Below are 19,660 nucleotides of genomic sequence, written 5' to 3'. Positions count from 1 at the left end.
AGTCAGGAAGATTGCATTCTTTTTTGAACGTGACCGATGATGAACATCCGTGGAATGAAGTCGCACGTAATATTTTAGAAAAAGTGGCCGGATTTACTGTGATCGTGACCAAACTATCAAATCGGTTTTGAACGATTACTTCAATTCCAATCTCTACCCCAACCCCCAATCCTGAGTATTCTTCTGCTGAGATGATTGAACCTGAATTTGCTCATAAGCGGTAATCTATGCTGTTGTCATAAGCGATCGCACATCGCTCCATCAGATGCCCATACCGCTCTAGCTCAAAAGTTGACTGCACCTGCTCGTCTCGGCTGATCGCAACGACTTCTTCGGGAGAGTCTTTTAGTAAGACCAGAAGCCTTTCGTCCTCAATCCAAAAATTGTAATCCTGTTTACCCTCAAGTTCCTGGGTTCCGGTTTGATCGAAGTAGTTCCAAAGTTGCTCGACGACGATCTCAGCTTCAGGAGTCAATGTTTGTTGTTCTGTCTGGATTAAACCATCTCTGATCGGGTCACTTCGTAATCTCAGGCAGACTATCCAATGCTTCATCGATATCTCCGTCATACTCGTAAAGGGAGCTGTCTTGTTCTGGCAGGCTGAAGTCAATGCTGCTCCCAGTTGCTGCTGCCATCTTATTATGGAGAAGCATCGAATATTTCCCTAGCTCCAGACGAGTCAAATCAGGTTATTCTTGGATCGGTTCTATGAATTCCTTCGACACTTGCCTTGAAGTCCTTTCTACAGCTATCCTCTGCCTTCTACACTCGTAGAATTCATAAAATTACTTTCTATTTTCGCACTCCTCCTTGTCAATAGGAGAGAATATAGGTTCTGTGTTTTGTGCTCTAAATTTGACTTGCACCAATTTCGGTCGCTTCAAACCATTTCTATCTCCATTCTCATGAAATTGAATAAATGCGCCTCTAGTGACCTCACTTGATATCGTCGAGCCTTTCAACTTCTTTATCAAGTTTGCTCTATCTGAAACACCATCCTGAAAAACGTTACCAAGTGCTTGCACTGCTTCATAAGACTGCGCCATTCGACGATTAAATCCACCCCATTTTGTTCTGTCTAGAAAAGCCTGCTCAGCATTGCAGTTCCTATTCCAATCTACAGCCAGTACTAACCTCTCTAAATCTTGCTGCTTCAGATTAGACCTATTAATGGTATTTGCATGATAAAGTGGGGCTGATCCCAAGATCGTTTTCCTGCCTTGATTCGCCTCAATAACTTTGTAAGCAGCATTCGTTGATTTTTCCTCAATACCAGTCTTGCCATCTACAAAGAGTGCGATCGCATCAAATTGTCCATTTTGCAAAGTTTCTTGCATTGATGAGTAATCTGAAAAATCAGGATCACTCAATGCAAATTTCTGGATAATTCTTCCATTGTTGTTCTCTAGCGCCTTTTCAAACTGGTTAAGCAAATCTTCACTGTAGACCTCATCTTTGCTGTAGAAAGCTATAACTTTTGGCTCACTCACACTATTCAGTTTTAAGTACTCTACTAGTCTTTCTGCTTCTTCCTTTGTCGTTGAATTCGTTCTTAAAAAAGTAGACCCTGTTCCACGAATAAAGCCTCGAATGAAACTTTGAAGATCTGTGCAGGAATCTCGGAAGGGCTTTCTCTTAATTGCCATAGCAGAACTGGTGGAAGAGATGAGAGGGATTCCCTCCCTGCTATATGTAGAAAGTGCTTGGCAGGTTCCAGAACTAGTGTAGTGTCCAACCACAGCAAGGATCTCCGGTCTCAGTCTGGCTATTTTTTCTGCAACCTTCTTCGCCTCGCCATCTTTATTATTCAAATCATTCACAATGCCAATTACTAGAGTACGCTGGTCGCCACCTTGCAAAAACTTCTCTTGTGCTAGAGCGATACCAAACAAGACTTGCTCACCTTCAGATAGGCTGACAGGAACAGTAACTACAATTCTATACGGCTGTCTACCCATGCCCAAAGACCGCTTCATTGATAGGGCATTGTTTCGGAAGATTAAGGTCTGAATATCGCGCACAGCTTTACCAGCAGCAGCCTTTTTCTTTTTCTCTTCCTCAGTCTCTGCGTTCGCTACGTTTGTTTCTTCAGCATCTTTTGATGCTGCAATAGGAAGCGCTATTTCTCGGATCTGATCAAATTTCTCATAAGCTCTCTCATAAGCCCTAATTTTTGCATTTGGATCGGTTTCCCCTTCAGCCTCTTGATATGCGTTAAGTCCATCGTTTCTCAAGTTGTCGTAGGGGTTCTCTAAAGGTCTATCGGCATAAATTAATTCTTTTCCAAAATTAACCGCGACTACGCCATCACCATCCCCCCACGAGATGGGGAACAGCCATGCAATCAGTAGCCCTAGTGCGAAAAAAAGAATTAGGATTGCCCACCACCATTTCTTCAACTGTGATCTCAACTTCCTCAGCCAAATTTTCCAGGTTGGAGGTGGAGGTGGGGGTAGAACGATCGTCACATCTGGTTTTGCAACAGCTTTTTTGAGCTTAATTTTTCTGATTTGCGCTTGTTGTTGAAGTCTAGTAACTCTGCTGATAATCTCCTTTGCGTTCTCAGGTCGCTGCGCGATCTCTTTCTCACACAGAGACTGAATCAGTCGAGTGAGCGGGGAGTCTGGAAACGCAGTTTTTTGATCCCACGAAACTGCGAGATCGTCATCAAGCGCAGTCGGTGAGATGCCTGCAAGGATGTGCATGAACGTTCGACCTAAGGCGTAAAAATCTGAACGAGGTTCAGCATGACCTTCATACTGCTCAGGAGAGGTGTAGCCAGGGGAGAAGTAACGAGTTGCTAAATTGCCGATTGGGGGGATCTCTCTAGCGATCCCGAAATCGACGAGTGCAAGCGTTCCATTTGGTTTACAGATGATATTAGCAGGCTTGATATCTCGATGAATATAGCCTTCACTGTGTGTATGAATTAGATCGAGCATCTCGGCAAGCTGCTTGAGCCAATTTAAAGCGATTTTCTTGTCCCGAAGCTTGCCAGATTGTTTTAACCATGCGTCAAGGTTCATACCCTCGACCTTTTCCATAACTAGACATCTCAAGTATGCAGAGCTATTCGCACGTCCAGAAAGCGGCAGTGTAAAGTTTGCAATATGTCTAGGAATCCCTGGATGATTGAGTTCTATCAACAATCTGATTTCTCGATCAAACGCACGTGTTAGAAACTCTTGTACTCTTTTTGTCTCTTCACTACCCGCATGATTCTGCTGAAGTGCCTTCAGAATCATTTGTGCCCCCGGTTCGTGAAAGCTCTCAGCCTCATATACCTTTGTGCCAGTATTCAGATTATTCTGAATCATACTAACTAATCGATACCGTCCATCAATAATCAGCGATGTGCTACAGTGCTGGCAGTACTCGTCATCTTCTTGATTTTGCAAGTTACAGAGCGGGTTGATGCAGAGGCTCATATCTTCACAGCGATTAAGTCATTTTTAAGCGGTCACATTCATTAATTTGCCACATAAATTGGAATTTCACGAGCTACACAGTATGAGCAATTAAATGCTGAATAGCATACGGAGCAATGATCAAGTTTAACAATACAGTGCCAATAAGTAGATATGTGGATATCTAGCTCACACTAGCTTCTTTCGTTGAATTAGTCGTTGAAGTACGGGTTGCAAAGTATACGCTGATCTTGATCCCTCTTGCACTAGCTCCAGAAGAGATCGACGTTCCAAATCGAACACAGCTAGATCAATTTCAGACGCTGGCACTTCCGCTGAAAGTTTTACGTCTAACTCCTCTTTCAGAAGTGCTTCTTGACAGGCTGCCAACTGCTTCAAAAGTGCCTTATGGGTTTCACTGAGATGATCCCAGTGCTGTCGATAGATCTCTTCAAGACTAGGAGGGATCATAATCGTTCTGCTCAGAAACCCTTCGCAGTCTCCACCATAGTGCTTAATAATCAGTGACACAGCAAGATTAAGCGCTGAAGGATTGCCGCCATAACGTTCTCCAAGTCTGCGAGCACTATCAAGATTGCAGGTGATTCCCTTGTCATTCAGAAGTTGAACGATCGCTGATTCACACAATCCGCCTAATTTCAAAGACTGTACCTTTTTTTCAATTATGGGCATATCTAACTCAATTCGAGTCGTCATGACAACACAGCTTTGATGTGCTTTCTCACTCAATTCAAGCAACCAGCCTTGCATCTGATGGTAACTGTCCTGCAAGCGATCCCTGTCATCCCAAGATTCATTTAAGGTAATCAAGATTCGCTGATCCGTTAGTGCTTTAATCAGCCGCATTCTTAAATTGAGCAGACTTTCATGTAAATCGATCCCACTTGCAAAATCAGAATCAACCCGCCTCAGCAGATTCGCAATGATTTCTCGAATAGGCTGAGCATATGAGAAATCTTGGGAAAATGAGCGATCAAATCGATCGTGAACTTTATCAGTAAGCTTTGCCGCCAACCATGTTTTACCGATGCCATCAAGTCCACAGATCAATATCAAACGGCAGCGATCGCGTTTTATCCAATGTTCTAAAGCTTGCAGTTCAGGCTCACGACCGTAAAATCTAAACTGCATTGGTGCAGAATCAAAACAATGTGCCTCTGGGCGCATCGCAATATTTTTTGGGTCTAGCTGCAAAATCTTGCACAAAGCATTGAAGTTCTTCTCACGGATCGGAGCCTTTGCATAGATAAACCTTTCCCAAGTTGTCTCGGATAGCTCTTCACCAAAGGATTCCTTAACTGCTTGGAGGGGGCAATTCTTTCCGTTTAGTCTGAATTCTTGAGCTTTAATCGCTTTTGCGATCGCTTCCTTGCCTTGAGTGGATGCCTTCAATCCCATAAATCACAGCCGTTTGAGGGACAGATTGACTCTATCAGATAGCTCGGCGATCAATCAACGTCTGCTCAAAATAATGGCAAACTGACCGAAAACTGACCGAAAAGGCGAGAAAACGGACTCTAGATCTGCTTCTATCCCTCCTGCTAGGTTATACCCATACAGCAACTACCACACAAGGTTCGCGCTCTGAACCGCTACCTTTTCAAAGCCGATGCACTGAAAAGACTGTTTATTAGCTTTCTGTTAATTCATAGGTTCAATCTGCCATTGCTGACTTCAGATTTGACGACATTCATTCTATTAAGCCCCTCAATCTTGGAGAGAGCATCATGTCTGTGCAACTCAAGTTTTCACCAATCTATAGGTGGTGGAAAAATTGGTTCATTTTACTTCTGTCATTCCTCACATCATTTTCTGTTGTTGCCTGCCAGCAACCCTCAGATCCATCCCTCAAGCCCGATAAAATTGCGAGCTACAACAAACCTGGAATCGTTTTGGTACACGCTCAGCATCAAGCTGATATTAGTTATCCAGAACCTGTCCTTGACAGTGAGAAATTTCAACAATTACAAGCGGAGGTTGCTCAACGCTTATCGAATGGGAAAATCAGTTCTAAAGCTGAAGCAGTAACGCTCTTCATCAAAGAAGTTCTGGGTAATCCCGTTCAATACATGCGCCCCGGTAGCACACGGGAGGAACAAGTTAAAGTTCCATCATTCGGTACAGGATTTATTATTACGGACGATGGAACGGTTGCAACTGCCGCCCATGTCGTGTCTCATGAGAACGAATCGATGAAGCGTAAAATCGCTCAAACAGCATTAGTAAACACGACACGAGAATACTGCAAAAAAGGAATCCGAGAGCTTGCTAGTGATGATCGAGTTCGAGAAGCCCTCTCTCAAACCACTAACCCACGAGAATTACTAGCAATCTGTGAAAGCGGGTTCGAGAAGTACTATGCGGAGCATTTGCGAATTGGTCGAGTCTCGACTGATACAAACGTTGTGTTACCGTCTACGAATCCTGGGCAAACAAACACACCTAAAGTGATGTCCAGTGAGATTAAGAAAACTGGGCAGTCAGTACCGGGTCAAGATGTTGCCTTGCTCAAAATGTCTGGGCAAAACTTCCCAATTGTGACCTTATCAGATGATATTGAACCTTCGACTGGAGGCAGTGTTTACTCACTGGGTTATCCAGGAGACATTACAAAAATGTTCATTAACCAAGATCGGCGAGATCTGCCAGAACCTAGTTTAACCGCAGGAATCATTAGTGCTGTTAAGCGACCTGCTGAAGGCGGAGAAGTTCTACAAGCGAACATTGCAATTAGTCCCGGAAATAGTGGTGGTCCTTTACTGGACAGTAGAGGAGAAGCCATTGGTCTTGCAAGTTTTGTTGCACTGAACGACAAAGAGCAACAAGTAGAGGGTGCAGGTTTTTTTGTTCCCATCAAAACCTTGAAGCAACTCTTACAGGCAGCAGGTATCACTCCTCAGGAGAGTAAACTGATGCGGCGCTACCATCGCGGAATTGATTTTTTACAGAGAAAGCAGTTTGGTCAGGCTCTGAAAGAATTTGAAGAAGTTCGCAACTTAAACCCTGACTTTCCCTACATTCAGCAATTGATTGCAAAGTCTCAAGCTGCACCTAACAAGTAGCCTCTTCTAATCATTGTGAGATTGCTGGATGTTTCAGCAATCTCACCTATCTTAGCCCTACAGTGTTGAATTCTGATTGTTCTATTCCTATTAACTTTGCTCAAAGCAGGAGAGCGATGTCATGTTTAATCTAAATTGGAAACAGTTGACCGCAATCGTAGTGTTCCTCGCTTCTTATGGCAGTACAGCTGGTGTTGCAACCTCGGCAAGCTTATCCCGCGAAACCAATCACCAAGCTTTAGCAGTCACTCAATCTAGATCGGTGTTTGAGGGTAAAAATCTAGCTGAATATCTTCAAGCACACGTTGTTCAAGTGGTGAACGGTCATGAAGTTGAAGTGTACTGGTCAAAAACTGGGCGAACCTACAAAGTGAGAGTGCTGGGATCTGGGTCTGCTTTCTTTGTTAATCGAACGGATTTAATCACGAATCATCATGTGACTACCATTGATAATCTCAATGAATCAGATGTGATCCGCACTTTTATCTATGACCGCCTCGAACAGGGTGAACTCCGTGAAGAAGAGGTCAATTATGAGATTGAATCTGAGCTAAAGATCGGAAAGTCTAACCTCATTCAGGAAATTCGCTTCTCAACTGGCGAAAGTCGCCCATATACCGTAATTAAATCTGGCAAATTAGGCGACAAAGAGATTGATCTGTCTCTAATTCGAGTTGAGGGTGTAAGCAATGCACCTGCTTTGAAGCTAGCAACTTCTGAACCTCTGAGCTTATCTCGCATCATTTCGGTTGGCTTTCCAGGTGTAGTCGATGTTCTGTTTCCAAAGCCGATTGCGACTGTAGGTGAGGGAACCATTTCGGGGAAACAAACGATGCCCGACGGCTCAGAGGTGATTCAGATGACCGTTACAATCTCTGGCGGACACTCTGGTAGCCCGGTCATCAATCAGCAACTTGAAGCTGCCGGAGTATCAACCTTTGTGAGTCGAGATCCAAGATATAGCTTTGCCATTCCTGCAAGCGATGTGCTGGCATTCTTGAAGGAAGCAGGCGTGAAAAATGAAGAGAGTGTTACCAGCACAATTTATCGAGAAGCGATCGAGCTTTACAATCAGGGCAACATTGGACAGGCGTTCTCCAAATTTCTAGAGGTTCAAGCCCTGTTTCCCTATGATGCTCATGTCCAAGCCTTTATCGCAAATTGCCGACGGCGAATTATTGGCAAATCCTAAAAGTAGCGACTTGATTGCTGTCAATGGTTGCAGCAATCAAGAAGACGAGCGGCCCGTTGGATGATAATGCTTTAGCTGTATTGTCTCATGGTGCAGAATCAAACTTTCCCGATCGATGTAATTCTCAACCATCGCTATCAAATCAAAGCTCGTCTCAGCAGCAAAACAGGACGAAAAACCTACCTTGCACAAGACCAAGGAACCCAAATTCAAATCATTCTCAAATGTCTATCTCCCGATTGGTTTGCCCATTGGAGGATAGACATTTGAGCGCAAAACCCATATTCTTCAGCCCATTGAGCATCCAGCAATCCCAAAATATCTAAACAACTCTGACGTTGATGATCGACAAAGCTATGTGCTTGTCCAAACCTTCATTGATGAGCGATTGCTCAAAGAGCAAGTCGAAACAGGAACTACTTTTACTGAATTCGAAATTCAACCGATCTCAAATGAACTGGTTTATCGGCTCCAAGTTCCAGTTCAGCAAACAACCCTCTAATCAAAAATAACTCTCACGAAACGGTAAGTTGAAAGGCGACTATTCCATTATCCCAATTCCCAGTTCTGCTCTTTATTTTGTTGGAATTGTTGTACCTGTGTTTGCTCATAAGCGGGATCTATACTGTTTTCGTAGGCGATCGCGCATCGTGCCATCAGATGCTCATAGCGCTCTGGCTCAAAAGTTGACTGTACTTCCCCATCTCGACTGATCGCCACGACTTCCTCAGAAGGCTCTTTTGGCACAACCAGAAGCCAGTCGCTCTCAATCCGAAAATTGTAATCCCGTCCGCCTTCAAGTTCTTGGGTTCCAGTTTGCTCGAAGTGATTCCAAAGTTGCTCGATTACGATCGTAGCCTCAGGAGTTAAGGTTGGAGATTGCTGTACTTCATCTCTGGAAGCGATCGCGCCATGAATCTCAGGCAAGTCATTCAATGCCTCATCAAGATCGCCATCATACTCAAAAAGATAACCATCTTGATCTGGCAAGCTAAAGTAAATGCTTCCCTCGGTTACTGCTGACATTTCCTGCTGAAGCAGCATAGTGTATTGCCCATGCTCTAAACGAGTCGATTCAGGGAGTTCTTGCAAGGTTTCAGCAAAAGGCTTTTGTTGCATATTCCGTATTTTGTGAAAGAGTAAATGTTCTGGAAAATCGAAATGATGCCTGCTTTACTTGGCTTTTTTCGATTTCTTCTGATTACTTAACAGGGTGGATTGGTAGACTTCGATCGCTCGCCAATGAGCGGCAGGATCATGACGATTATGGAACCAATCTTGGATTAGTTCTAGATTGTACCGGACACATCGGCTATTGATCCGCACCCAATGGATTCCTTCGATCCATTCCCCTTGAAGTCGGTACTTCTTGAGGGTTTCGCCACTCAAGCTAAGTGTTTTAGTTGCTTGGTATTTGTCAACGAATTGAACCATTCTGAGACTCTCGCATGATAGAAACTAAAGAAGTCGAATGATGAAGTAATGCTGTAGTTTTCTAGCTTGTCATCAGGGGTATTTCACCTTCCCTCCAACAGGCGTAAAATCTCCCCCGTTGAAGCACAGGGTTTGCGTTGGATTGCTCTTTCCTGTTCTTGGGTTATACGTGGTTAATTGAAAGCAAGGAACCCTGTTCATCGTTCGTGCAATTGGCTTGATCACAGGTGGTTTTCCTTGCACCTGAAAATCATTAATCAATCCGTTGAACACTTGCTTAAAACTACTGTTATCCGGGATGTAACCCAGAAATAGACAGCCGCCAAAGCCACAGGTTGGCGTTTTCTTCTGATTTCCACTTGTATGAATCCTTGTGTTGACTAAATACAGCGGTAGCGATCCTGATTGTTGCAGTTTAAGCATTTGCATTTGCCTAACATCCACAGTCGCGTTGGAAGGAATATGAGGCGCGTAGTCTTGCTGTAGTCGTTGCAAGAGTCCTGGCGGTGCGATTTGAGAAGCAGGTTGCCAACTTGACTCATTAGAGAAGCTGGGGGCAATTTGCCAGATGAGAACACCGGATAGTGTGACTACGATCGCGCCATAAACCAATCGTTTGATCGACATTCTTCTACTCCGTTACGTGAACTGTTGTCGGAATCGAAATTCCAAGCTGTTTCAGTGCCCAGACCTCTTCTGGATAGAACACACCGTTGGATGCTGCTTGGTTCACTTGCTGCTGTAACTTTGGTCTGCCAAACCGTTTAATTTCGTGCTGGTAACGTCCTAATGCTAGTTTTCGTGCCACCTCCTGACCTACCACACTCGTCAGCGATACAGTATCTCCAGGAGCATTAAAAAATTCTTGGGTGCAGCGATTTCCGTTTACCGAGATGACCAAATCAATGCCATTGCCAGAAGCTGGGAATGCACTCAGTAAATAGTAGGTTTTGCTTTGCGATCGCGTTTGGGTGATCAGTTCTGAGCGCACGATCGCGGGGCGGGTTTGGGTTGGTAAACAACTTTTGATAACATCAGGAATTTTAGAGGTCTGACCCTGAACCAGTTGAACTGATCCCAACAGCGTCATCAGTAACACGATGCTGCTGATTCCAAAGCGAATCGGACGAATGCGTTGAGGCATAGTTTTCTCCTGAAATTACAATCTGAGATACTTTCTGGGGTCTACTTCATGACCACTGTAAACATCACCGGGAGTTGCGCCTTCGATCACCGTAAAATGAAGGTGAGAACCTGTTCCCACGCCTGAATGGCCGCTCTCGGTGATAATTTGTCCTTGAGATACCGTGTCTCCGACTTTGACCCGGAGTTGAGAATTGTGTGCGTACAGCGTCATCAGCCCATTGCCGTGATCAACGACAACCGTATTGCCGTACCCTTGCATCCAACCGGAGTAGATAATCTTGCCACCATCTGCTGCCTTCACAGGTGTTCCATCGGGTACGCCGAAATCGAGTCCCAAGTGATAGGTACTGCAAGCTGCACAGGGTCGCGATCTCGCACCAAACTCGCTGGTTACAGGCGCATTAGAAACCGGGCTGCTCAACTTCCCAGTAGATTTTCCGCCGCCTTTCGCGTTGATAGAGCAGGATTTTCCGCCGGATCGCTTCAGAGCTTTCTGGTAATTGCTAACTAGAATCTGCCCGTACTCACTGATCGTTGGTCCTCCGGTGTAATCCCTGCCACCGGAATGACTGCATTCACCGGAGTACCACATCTCTCCTAAGCAAGCAATAAGCTCATTCCCAGATTTTCCTCGGCTCTGAAGGTACTTGATGTTTTGAGTCTCGGCATTGACAAATAATGAGTCCTGCACCGAAGTTGGAAAGTATTGCAGCAATTCAGCCGAACTGGGTTCGTGCCCAGCCGCGAGTCGCCCGTAGAAAGCACTACCTCCAGGTTGCCGCAAAACTGCCTGTTTGACATCCTCGCGGTAAGTCATGAACTGATAGCGTCCTAGTCCGCGCCCACAGTTTCCGTCTCCATCACAGCCCCATTGTCCGACACTACTGTAATTTCCCTCAATGCCACTGGTTGCGTCTGCTAAAGCTTTGAAATCGACTCCACCGGGGCCAGAACCACATAACCCAGACCCATCTAAATTTGCTTCGGGTGAATTCTCCCCTTTGATTTGATCGATTTGTTGCTGCACTTCTGGGGGAAGTTCAGTTCCAGGCGGTAGCTCATCCATACCTCCGTTGCCGTCTGCTAGACCAACAAACACGAAGCCTTTTTCCTGGGTCGAAAGCCACGGAACCGGACCAATGAAATAGGGCGTACAGCCGAGATTGACAAATGCTTTTTTGATGCAAACCCGAAAATATAGCCCAAATCTACCTGTTCCTGTCGCTTCATCGGTATCTGTCAGAACGACTTTGAACGCTTTGCCGAAAGCAAGCCTACCTGTCGGTTCCATTCCACTGTTGAGTCGTCCTAAAACGCCACGACCTCCAGGAACCATTTGCTCACCTGCTTCTTTTCCACCTCGAATCCATCTCGCTCCATGAAGCTGTCCCGGATCGCTCAATGCTCCTGAGCCAGAATAGCCTGGTGAATTAAGTTCGATATAATCACAGCCTCCTGCCTGAGCGCAGCTGTAGTGAAACCCAACTTTGTCGCTTCCGGTGATCGAAAACTTTGTTGGATTTTGGGTGGATTCCTTGTGCGATCGCTCCCCACCATATGTCACATCATGAATTGCAACGGCTCCAAGCATCTGAAAAGGATTAATCGGAAACTGGGAGAAGGCAACTTGCGATAAGCCTGGTATGCCATTGATCAATGCTGTTTGCCACGCTTTGAAGTTGGAAAGTGGAACTTGATCCAATCCTGGAATTTGGCTGAAACTGTAGCGATTGAGCGATAGTTCACTCAGCGGCAGTTGCCCCAGTACGTCATGAGATGCGATCGCAGAAAGTGAAGTAGCCCCCCAATCATTCAGATTCAGATCTTTGAGCGCAAGATGGGCAAGGCTTTGATTGACCAGATCGGACAGCGGTTTGACTTGTCCAAGCTGAAAATTCTCCAGCATTGGCACGGCATCCACGAGCGTTGCGATCGTTTGCTGTCTAATCAGTGGAAAGTTGCTGAGACTGAGATTGCCCAGGTTCAATCGACCCAACTGAGCTACATTATCTAGACTGAAGGTTTGAAGTCCAAAAGTATCTTGTGTATCGCCTAACATGAGAACATCTCCAATCGAAGCTCCTGCTTGCCAACTTCGAGACGGGTCGTAACCTAATTGCTCGATCGTCTGACTTGGAACCTGAACTGCTCCAGCCTGCTCAATTGCAGGCAAAGAAGAGAAAGTAGTTTGGCTCAAATCAGGCACGGGCGCACTGTTGTAGAGTGTTGTTGGAAAGTAACTCTCCGCCGCATCGGATCGCTGCGGAAAGATAACGGCTCCAATGACGACTAGAACAACAGTCAGAACTATCGGTGTGAGAAATCTAAACCAACGCATTGCTTGTTTGAGAAGCTGAATGCTGTAAGGTTAGGGACTCGATCTGACACAAATAAGGCAGACAATTGATAAATTCTGACAAGCTGCCTCAGAGATCGCGCCCAATCATTTCGGTCTGCTTTGTCCTTTGTTGAATCTGTTCAACGAATTTCCCAAACCGATGAGCATCCGCAGAAGTTAACTGCGTCATTGAGGAAATTTCACCGTGTTCCAGTTTGAGAATGATGCCGTGCCCTGATCTCAACACCGATTCTGGGAGGATTTGCTGGTCGGTTGCTTGAGGCTTCTTCCCGCGTTCCGGAGCGAGAGCGTAAAGCGATGATTCCTGCGCGTACAACAAATAAGTTTTGCCTGGAAATACCGTTCCTGCTGCTAGCGGTTGCCCAAGCTCTGACAGAATAAATCGTGCTTGTTCTGCGATCGAGTGCGCCTGCTTTTCCCAAGTCGCCATATCCTTTGCCATCATCTGCAAATCCCGCTCAGAAAGTGACTGTCCTTCCACAAAGGCTTTCCCCACCAACTCAATTTGCTTCAAATGTTGATCGGAACGCCCGATGTCTCGCGCTCGGCGATACCAATTCCGTAGGTCTTTCAGAGAGGATTGTTGCTGAGACGGACTCAAAGGTTGAGGCTCCTGGGATTGCTCTCGTTTGCTCTGAGCAATTTCTTGTGTTTGAGTTGGAGTTTGATTGGTCTGAAATTTCACCTCATTCAGATATTTGTCAGTTTCGCGGAAATCGATTAAATTCGTTTCTCGAATCCCTCGCGTCGCTTCAGGCTGGATAATGCCGTTGATACTGAGAATTTCCATCGGTTCACTTTCTTTGCTCACGACCAGAAAGTGACCGTTAACTGGTCTATAGCTGAGATCGTAGCCGTTTCCGATCGCAGTCCAAGCTTCCCCACTTTCATCAGGTTTCACAACGCCCATCGTTTCCGCATAAGCATAGGCACGTTGAGCAATCAGGGCAATTTCCTGCCCCCATTTTGAGGTAATCGAATCTTGAATTGCCTGCAATTCTTCGCTTGTTAGAGTGCGAGGATTGTTTGCTTCATTGACTTCAAGCCCAAGCTGGATAATTTCTTGTCGTTTCTCGATCGTTGCTAATCGATAACACGTCCAAAGCTCTGTTGCAATCTTCGATCGACAATCTTCCTGCTCCTTACCAAGAAGCTGATCATTCCAGTCTTTTCCGGCTGTTGGCGTTTCTCGCTCTAGCACTACATCAGAAAACTGCTGGGCAATCTGCCACGCTAGATGCTCACCTTGACGATCACGATCGTGTGCCAGAATGATTTCCCCTTCTCGATCGATGACTTGGCGAAGTGCCTCAACTGGAATCGCACCCTGACCATCCGTTGACAGAAAAACGGTAGCGTTCGCAAATTCATTCAGAGCAGAGTAGGAGATGGCATCGATCGCAGATTCTGTGATTACGACTCGATTAATTTTCCCTTCACCTTGCTGGAACCAGAAATAGCCGTTCTCACGGGCTGTTCCAGGTGTCAAACCTTTGAAGATTTCCCCAGTTGCAGCATTTGGAATGGTTCCTCGTAGGTTGGCTCCGATCGCTTCACCGCGTTCAAAGTTCTCAGCGAGTTGATGGCGAAAAACCATCACGTTTTGGCGAGAATCAGCCGCGAGTAATCCTTCAGCGTGTAGTCTATCGACTTGATCCGCAGGCAGTCTGCGCTCATTCACTAGATAATCTCGGACTGCCTCCCACTTGGTTTCATCTCGAATGTTGCATTTCGGTCGTTTCTCTTGGGTGGGAGCTTGAACGTTAGTCGAAGGACGTTCATTTGCTAGCTTCTCGACCGCTTCTTGGAATGAGCAGTTCTGAATGTGCATCGTAAAGTCGATCGCGCCAATTCCACCTTTGCCCACATAATGGTCAAAAAACTTGTTGTCGTTGATGCTAATACAGAAACTTTGCGATCGCCATTTTGCTTTATCGGAGCGGTCTTGTTCGAGTCCAAACTGAACGGCTAAATCGAGCAATGCAAGATCTCGAATGCTATTAGCCAAGGTTTTCCAGGATGAATTAACTGTCATTTCAACAGGAATATCGATAGATTGAATTTGCTGGGGGTCTTGGTGGTCTTGCTGTTGGCGCGATTGATCCCATGTTGTCCAAGTTGGGTCGGATTGCAGAGTGTCAGTTCTAGAAGTTGTAGATTCGTACTGATTGAGAGCAAAGAGTTCTGATTGCTCCAATTCTTCTTCAGGTATTTGTGAAGTCATATTGGGCTGAAGGGTTCTGGCTGCTTGAGCAAATCCTTGATCGAGGATGTTTTGGGAGAATAGTTTGGCAAAGCTGCGATCTCTCCCTCGATGCTCTCCACCACGCAATGGATCTTGAACGGCTGTTTCTTCAAGCTGAAGAATGTGGTTCTCGTGGAAGCGAAGTACCACCTCTGTATCAATGAAGGTATCTCCGTTTTGTTCAAGGTAATGCGTTAGGTAAAGCTGATTGCCATGCCGTTCAATCACAAGAGGAATGTATGGTTCGTGTTCAATTCTCAGGTGATAATCTTCAGCAGTTACTACGGCTGTCCATAGACCTGCTTCACGTAGGAATGTCGTCACATTCCTTTCTGCGCTGCTGGTTAGCTGGTTCGTATTGTTGTTAGTAGCCTGCTGTCGAGGTGTTCCCACCTCCTCAAATATTTCTGAAGCTTCCCCCCTCAGCGTTGCTTGTGGTACTGATTTCTCTGCCACAAATTCATCACTGACTACTTCAAGTTCTGGTAGCCTCACACCCAAAAACTCACGCGCTTTATCCTTGAAATCAAATGCTGCTAGAGTCTGTTCCTGCTCTTTCATTAGAATAGTCAGGACGCGATCGATGTTTTCAGCAGGAACGATCAGTTCCATGCGATCGCTAATCGAGTAGAATTCATTCCCCGCAGCCACAATCAGCGATTGATCGAGTGAGAAGCGATCACCGATCGCGCTTTTAGGAGTTTGCAGCACGAAACCTGCCGCAGTACTCCCAAATCGAGCAGATGCTTGACTTTTGATGGTCAGTACCTCATCCAAGGTTTTGACTGACCCTTGGTAGGTAGTCAATTCAGTCATGAACGCCTTGACCTGGTGTGGTTCGGAAAAAGAGACGGGCTGCTCTCGAAGTGATTCCTGAATATCAAAGCTGGTAGGCATAACTAGCCCTTGCCGCACATTGCCCTGATAATCGGTGTAGTTCAGAAATTTTCCAGTCGGATATTTCTCATAGGCTTTCAGCAAGTTACCTTGAAAAATTTGCCGCTCAGTGCGGTCTGCCGTTTGTCGGAGATCGAAGGCTTCGTAGATGTCATGACCGTCCCAGTTTTTATCTTGAGCAGAAATTGTGATCAGGGACTCTGTTTTTCCTCGATTGAAACGGGTCAAAGGGATGGTGAGAATTCGAGCTTGATTGTCTGTTAGGACTTGCGCTTTCCAGTTTGATGGCGCGGTGGGACTGCCATTGTGCCCCTTCTGCCAAATTCGTGCAACAACTCCATATGTCACGTTGCCTTCGGGCGATACTACTCGAACAGTTTGACCAGATGGAAACTGCCGTAAAATGTCGCGAATATGGTTGAACTGTGTATTGAGCCGTTCGGTTAATTTGTTGCGACTGTAGCTATCGAGTTTGCTTGATAGAAGCTCAGTTCGATAGTCTCTTGTTGCTTGCCGAAGTTGAGTGATCGTCAGTTTTGCGTCATCCTTTGCCGATCGCTCTACCTGATCAAAGTTATGGTCAGCAACTCGTTGGACAGCTTTTAATCCCAAATGCTCCCGCACCAGGTTAATCACTTCGAGTTGATTGAACGGCTTCACCGGGATTTTGGCATCCACTACGTCCAGATAAACTGAACCCGTAAATTCATTCCGTACTTGACCTTCATCAGGAATAACTTCCATCCGTCCAATTGTTCTAGCATCGAGATCAAGCTGCTGTGCCTCCAACACGCTTTCGCCCATTGCCTGCTTTTGAGCGACTAAATCCAGCGTCTCTGATTCAATCAACGCATATAATTCTTCTTGCTCTTTCACCGATAGCAGCGGAATTCGCCCAGTGATGCGGCTGATGGCCTCAATCTCTGAATCGCCTTGTAGGTTATTTCTGGGATAAGCCAGCTTTGCTTCTAGTTCTGGATTGTCGTCGAGAATCTCGTGAATCACTTCTTCGCCATAGGGGGTGAGAAAGTCTACGACATTTGCGATCGACAAAGCAGAATCGCGATCTGCGATTGTATTAGCATTGAGCGTTGCCATTTTGTGAGATAGCAAAGCTCCCAAGCGCTTCTCGGCTGGAATATCACTCATCAGCAAAGTAATTTCCGGCTCAGACACTTGCCCAAACCGATTCACCCGCCCTAACATCTGCATCACTTGATTGATGTCGCGTTCTGCCTGCGCCATGATTAGATGTCGCTGCTTTTGGTCAGCAAACTTCTCTGAAGCATGAAGGTTAATACCTGTCGCTCCAGCACGATTCAGGATTAGGACATCAATTTGATCTGCATTGAATTGGTCAACAATTTGCACTCGTGCTTGTGGCTTCGTTTCATTCGCAGAGCGACGAGCATAACCTTGCTCTCCTGTTACTGCGTAGTCGATGATATTGTGCCGTCCGGTAATCTCATCGACTCGAAGCCCCGCCTGCGCCAATCGCCACTTGATATAGTCGATCGAACTAAGCGGAATCGTCGAGAGGTCAGTCGTATCAATGATTTCTCTCGCAGTGTCATAAGCTGCTAATGCTACGTCGGTTAGCTCTTCATCGGTCATGCGTCGGCGCGTCATGTTGCCTTCATGGTCTTTGATCGTGACATCACGCGATCGCTCCAGATATCGGCTCAATACATCACCAAACGAAATATTGATCGCATCCCCTGGCTCAAGTCCGCTGTCTTCCGCATACTGACCAATGAAAGCATCCATTGTATTAGCAACAGCAATCACAGGTTTTTGCCCGCGTTCGATGGCTGCGATCGCTTCTTGCACTGCTGCCTCTGCTTTTTGACAAAGTAAGCCTTGATCGATCGCATTATTCATCAGCGAAGTGAAGTTTGTCGATCGTGCCCCTGCCTGCCCAATCGAGCTATCCTCGCTAGCAGCTTTCGCTTCTTTCTTCAGTTCTTTGCTCAACTTGGCAATGGCTTTCTCTTTAGCAAGGTCAAACTGACTGATTGCTCGCATGATTGCAGAAATGTTATCGGCTACCTCCCGATCGACCGGAACGACCTTGGCTTGAAAGGCAACATTTTCAAACGATCGTTCTCGTCGCAACATTTGACCAGATGCGACGAATTTCGTTGCCATCATTTGCTGAAGCGGAACACCCCCTGCTTTCAATGTTCGTTGGAGTGATTTGATACTGGCGACTGCTTCTGCTGCATCTGAGCGACGAGCATACAAATCCATTACGGCTGGATCTTTAATTGCTGTAGCACTGGCAAACACCGCTCCAGCACTCAAATCGATTAATTCCCGTGCGAACTCGGCTCGATTGGGCGCATCACTACTGCTTGTCCAGCCTTTTTCTCCAGTACTCCCGCCTGCTTCATGTGCCTCATCGAAGATAAAAATGGCGTTGGGTGCAATCTCTCGAAGAAAGTTTCGTCGGAACGGTTCTTTGCCACGGTCGATCGTCTGGAGTTGACTGTATGTAGTAAAAATCGCATTGTACGCACCAACGCCTTGCTGCATGATGCGTTGCATTTCAGCTTCTTGTTCGGCAGGGTTTCCCGTTCTGAGTTTGCTGCCGTTGGGCAAATCTAATCTGAGATTGTTGTCAGTCGCGAAGATATTCACTCCAGGTTTACTAATGTCTTGCAGGTCAGCCAACATCGAGACATAAAGGGTTGATTTTTGGGTAATAAAAACGGGAATGTAGCCTTGGTTGAACGCATCAACAATCTGACTCGCGCAAAATCGCCCTTTACCGTTTCCGGTTTGATCGCCATTGAGAAATACTTTGTCGCGATCGCGCTGCCAAAACGCCAAAGCATTCGCATCAATCTGTTCAGCGTACAGATACTTCCATAGTTCTTCTTTAGATTCATACCACAGGCGATGCTGGACATATTCATCGACATCACCGACTGCCCGTTCTAGCTTATCGAGGGCAGTCTGAGCCGCAGTCGCCATATTGGAAGGAATGAGCGTACCGGGAGATTTGCCTTGACTCCGAGGTAAATAAGCAACATTCAATGTAGCATCCGTCGAAGCTGGACTCTCAAAGTTTAGATTTGCCATGATTTGAGTCTCTTGTGTTGTGTCTGAAGAGGAAACTACTCGCTCATTCCGTAGGTCAACTGCGACAGCCAATTCTCCAACGTGATCTCGTCGTGTTCCTGCATCCACGCCTGTTGGATCTCTGGAGAAGCTAGAGCGATCTGAGTCGGAAACGTCAGCCCGTTGTGAATTTGAAACTTGGTCGCCAGGACTTCGTTGCGTTGGACGAAGGTTTCTGCCCATTCCTGCATCCACCACCACAGCGGTTCCAGTTCCCTCGCCTGAGCGTCTTCGTACAGCGTCGGCGGTTCCTGCATGGATAGTGCTCTGAGGGCTTGGCTGAGGCGGCGGTGCGTTTGAATTTGATTCTCGCCGCTCTCCTTCAACCAGCGATGAATCATCCACTGAATTCTGAGCATCATTAAGCGTTGGTAGTCGCGCCAAGATAATTCCTGTATCTCGATCGGGAGCCTGACCAGAAACAGGGTTTGATCTCTCTCCTCTTGTGGCTTCCAAATCTGTGAGAAGTGGTTGTAGTTCTCGGTGCTGAATGCGTTCATTGGGCAGTAGCTCCTTGAGTGCATCGAATGATTTGTAGATGATTGGCACTTCCGCCGCAGGTAGATCTCGCTGTGATTGTCCTCGTCCTTCGATCAAAATTACGTCGATCGGAAATCCTGCGCCTTGTTTGCGGTATAGATTGCCCCGGTAGTGTTCTAGATATGTGGATATATGGCAGAATGAAAACGATGTGTTAGAGGGCTGAGTCGAGATGGTCCTAGAACCTGTTCAATGTCCCGATTGCCAGAGTGTGGATGTCGTTAAGCATGGTCG

At 46.2% G+C, this 19,660-nt stretch carries 14 protein-coding genes; 3 read left to right on the top strand and 11 right to left on the bottom strand.

Going from position 1 to position 19,660, the window contains the following annotated elements:
* Positions 1 to 211: 211 nt before the first annotated feature.
* From J0L70_RS27290 to J0L70_RS27275, 4 genes are all read right to left on the bottom strand, one after another.
* Positions 212 to 553 carry a hypothetical protein gene (locus J0L70_RS27290; RefSeq protein WP_287456588.1) on the bottom strand — a complete coding sequence of 114 codons (342 nt, stop codon included), beginning with the start codon at positions 551 to 553 and terminating at the stop codon, positions 212 to 214.
* The gene (locus J0L70_RS27285; RefSeq protein ID WP_287456587.1) at positions 516 to 653 is read right to left on the bottom strand and encodes a hypothetical protein; all 138 of its coding nucleotides are present in this window, start codon (positions 651 to 653) and stop codon (positions 516 to 518) included. Before J0L70_RS27285 ends, J0L70_RS27290 begins: the two co-directional genes overlap by 38 nt.
* Positions 654 to 785: 132 nt before the next feature.
* On the bottom strand, positions 786 to 3,317 hold the full coding sequence (locus tag J0L70_RS27280; RefSeq protein WP_287456586.1) for a bifunctional serine/threonine-protein kinase/ABC transporter substrate-binding protein: 2,532 nt from the start codon (positions 3,315 to 3,317) through the stop codon (positions 786 to 788).
* Positions 3,318 to 3,596: 279 nt separating this feature from the next.
* The gene (locus J0L70_RS27275) at positions 3,597 to 4,826 is read right to left on the bottom strand and encodes an AAA family ATPase (protein ID WP_287456585.1); all 1,230 of its coding nucleotides are present in this window, start codon (positions 4,824 to 4,826) and stop codon (positions 3,597 to 3,599) included.
* Positions 4,827 to 5,155: 329 nt separating this feature from the next.
* On the opposite strand from J0L70_RS27275, the gene J0L70_RS27270 reads away from it, so the two are divergent.
* The 3 genes from J0L70_RS27270 to J0L70_RS27260 all read left to right on the top strand — a co-directional run bounded on the left by J0L70_RS27270 (position 5,156) and on the right by J0L70_RS27260 (position 7,952).
* On the top strand, positions 5,156 to 6,490 hold the full coding sequence (locus J0L70_RS27270; protein ID WP_287456584.1) for a S1C family serine protease: 1,335 nt from the start codon (positions 5,156 to 5,158) through the stop codon (positions 6,488 to 6,490).
* Positions 6,491 to 6,611: 121 nt separating this feature from the next.
* Positions 6,612 to 7,682, top strand: a complete 1,071-nt coding sequence (locus J0L70_RS27265; RefSeq protein ID WP_287456583.1) for a S1 family peptidase — start codon at positions 6,612 to 6,614, stop codon at positions 7,680 to 7,682.
* Between the two features lie 87 nt (positions 7,683 to 7,769).
* Positions 7,770 to 7,952, top strand: coding sequence for a hypothetical protein (locus J0L70_RS27260; RefSeq protein WP_287456582.1), 183 nt, complete (start codon positions 7,770 to 7,772; stop codon positions 7,950 to 7,952).
* Between the two features lie 279 nt (positions 7,953 to 8,231).
* Here J0L70_RS27260 and J0L70_RS27255 read toward each other — a convergent pair whose 3' ends face one another.
* The 7 genes from J0L70_RS27255 to J0L70_RS27225 all read right to left on the bottom strand — a co-directional run bounded on the left by J0L70_RS27255 (position 8,232) and on the right by J0L70_RS27225 (position 19,386).
* Positions 8,232 to 8,801 (bottom strand): hypothetical protein, encoded by a 570-nt coding sequence (locus tag J0L70_RS27255; RefSeq protein ID WP_287456581.1) that lies wholly within the window; start codon positions 8,799 to 8,801, stop codon positions 8,232 to 8,234.
* A gap of 54 nt (positions 8,802 to 8,855) precedes the next feature.
* Positions 8,856 to 9,116, bottom strand: a complete 261-nt coding sequence (locus J0L70_RS27250) for a hypothetical protein (protein ID WP_287456580.1) — start codon at positions 9,114 to 9,116, stop codon at positions 8,856 to 8,858.
* A gap of 72 nt (positions 9,117 to 9,188) precedes the next feature.
* On the bottom strand, positions 9,189 to 9,743 hold the full coding sequence (locus tag J0L70_RS27245) for a hypothetical protein (RefSeq protein ID WP_287456579.1): 555 nt from the start codon (positions 9,741 to 9,743) through the stop codon (positions 9,189 to 9,191).
* Between the two features lie 4 nt (positions 9,744 to 9,747).
* A complete protein-coding gene (locus J0L70_RS27240; protein WP_287456578.1) occupies positions 9,748 to 10,260 on the bottom strand; it encodes a hypothetical protein in 513 nt (170 codons plus the stop codon).
* A 15-nt stretch (positions 10,261 to 10,275) separates the two neighbouring features.
* A complete protein-coding gene (locus J0L70_RS27235; RefSeq protein WP_287456577.1) occupies positions 10,276 to 12,600 on the bottom strand; it encodes a M23 family metallopeptidase in 2,325 nt (774 codons plus the stop codon).
* A gap of 88 nt (positions 12,601 to 12,688) precedes the next feature.
* Positions 12,689 to 18,847 (bottom strand): strawberry notch C-terminal domain-containing protein, encoded by a 6,159-nt coding sequence (locus tag J0L70_RS27230; RefSeq protein ID WP_287456576.1) that lies wholly within the window; start codon positions 18,845 to 18,847, stop codon positions 12,689 to 12,691.
* 35 nt (positions 18,848 to 18,882) lie between these two features.
* The gene (locus tag J0L70_RS27225; protein WP_287456575.1) at positions 18,883 to 19,386 is read right to left on the bottom strand and encodes a hypothetical protein; all 504 of its coding nucleotides are present in this window, start codon (positions 19,384 to 19,386) and stop codon (positions 18,883 to 18,885) included.
* Between the last annotated feature and the right edge of the window lie 274 nt (positions 19,387 to 19,660).

Origin of the sequence: Leptolyngbya sp. UWPOB_LEPTO1 (assembly GCF_017302695.1) — a bacterium.
Classification (GTDB): Bacteria; Cyanobacteriota; Cyanobacteriia; order Leptolyngbyales; family Leptolyngbyaceae; genus Leptolyngbya; species Leptolyngbya boryana.
This window is presented reverse-complemented; position numbering and strand designations above follow the sequence as displayed.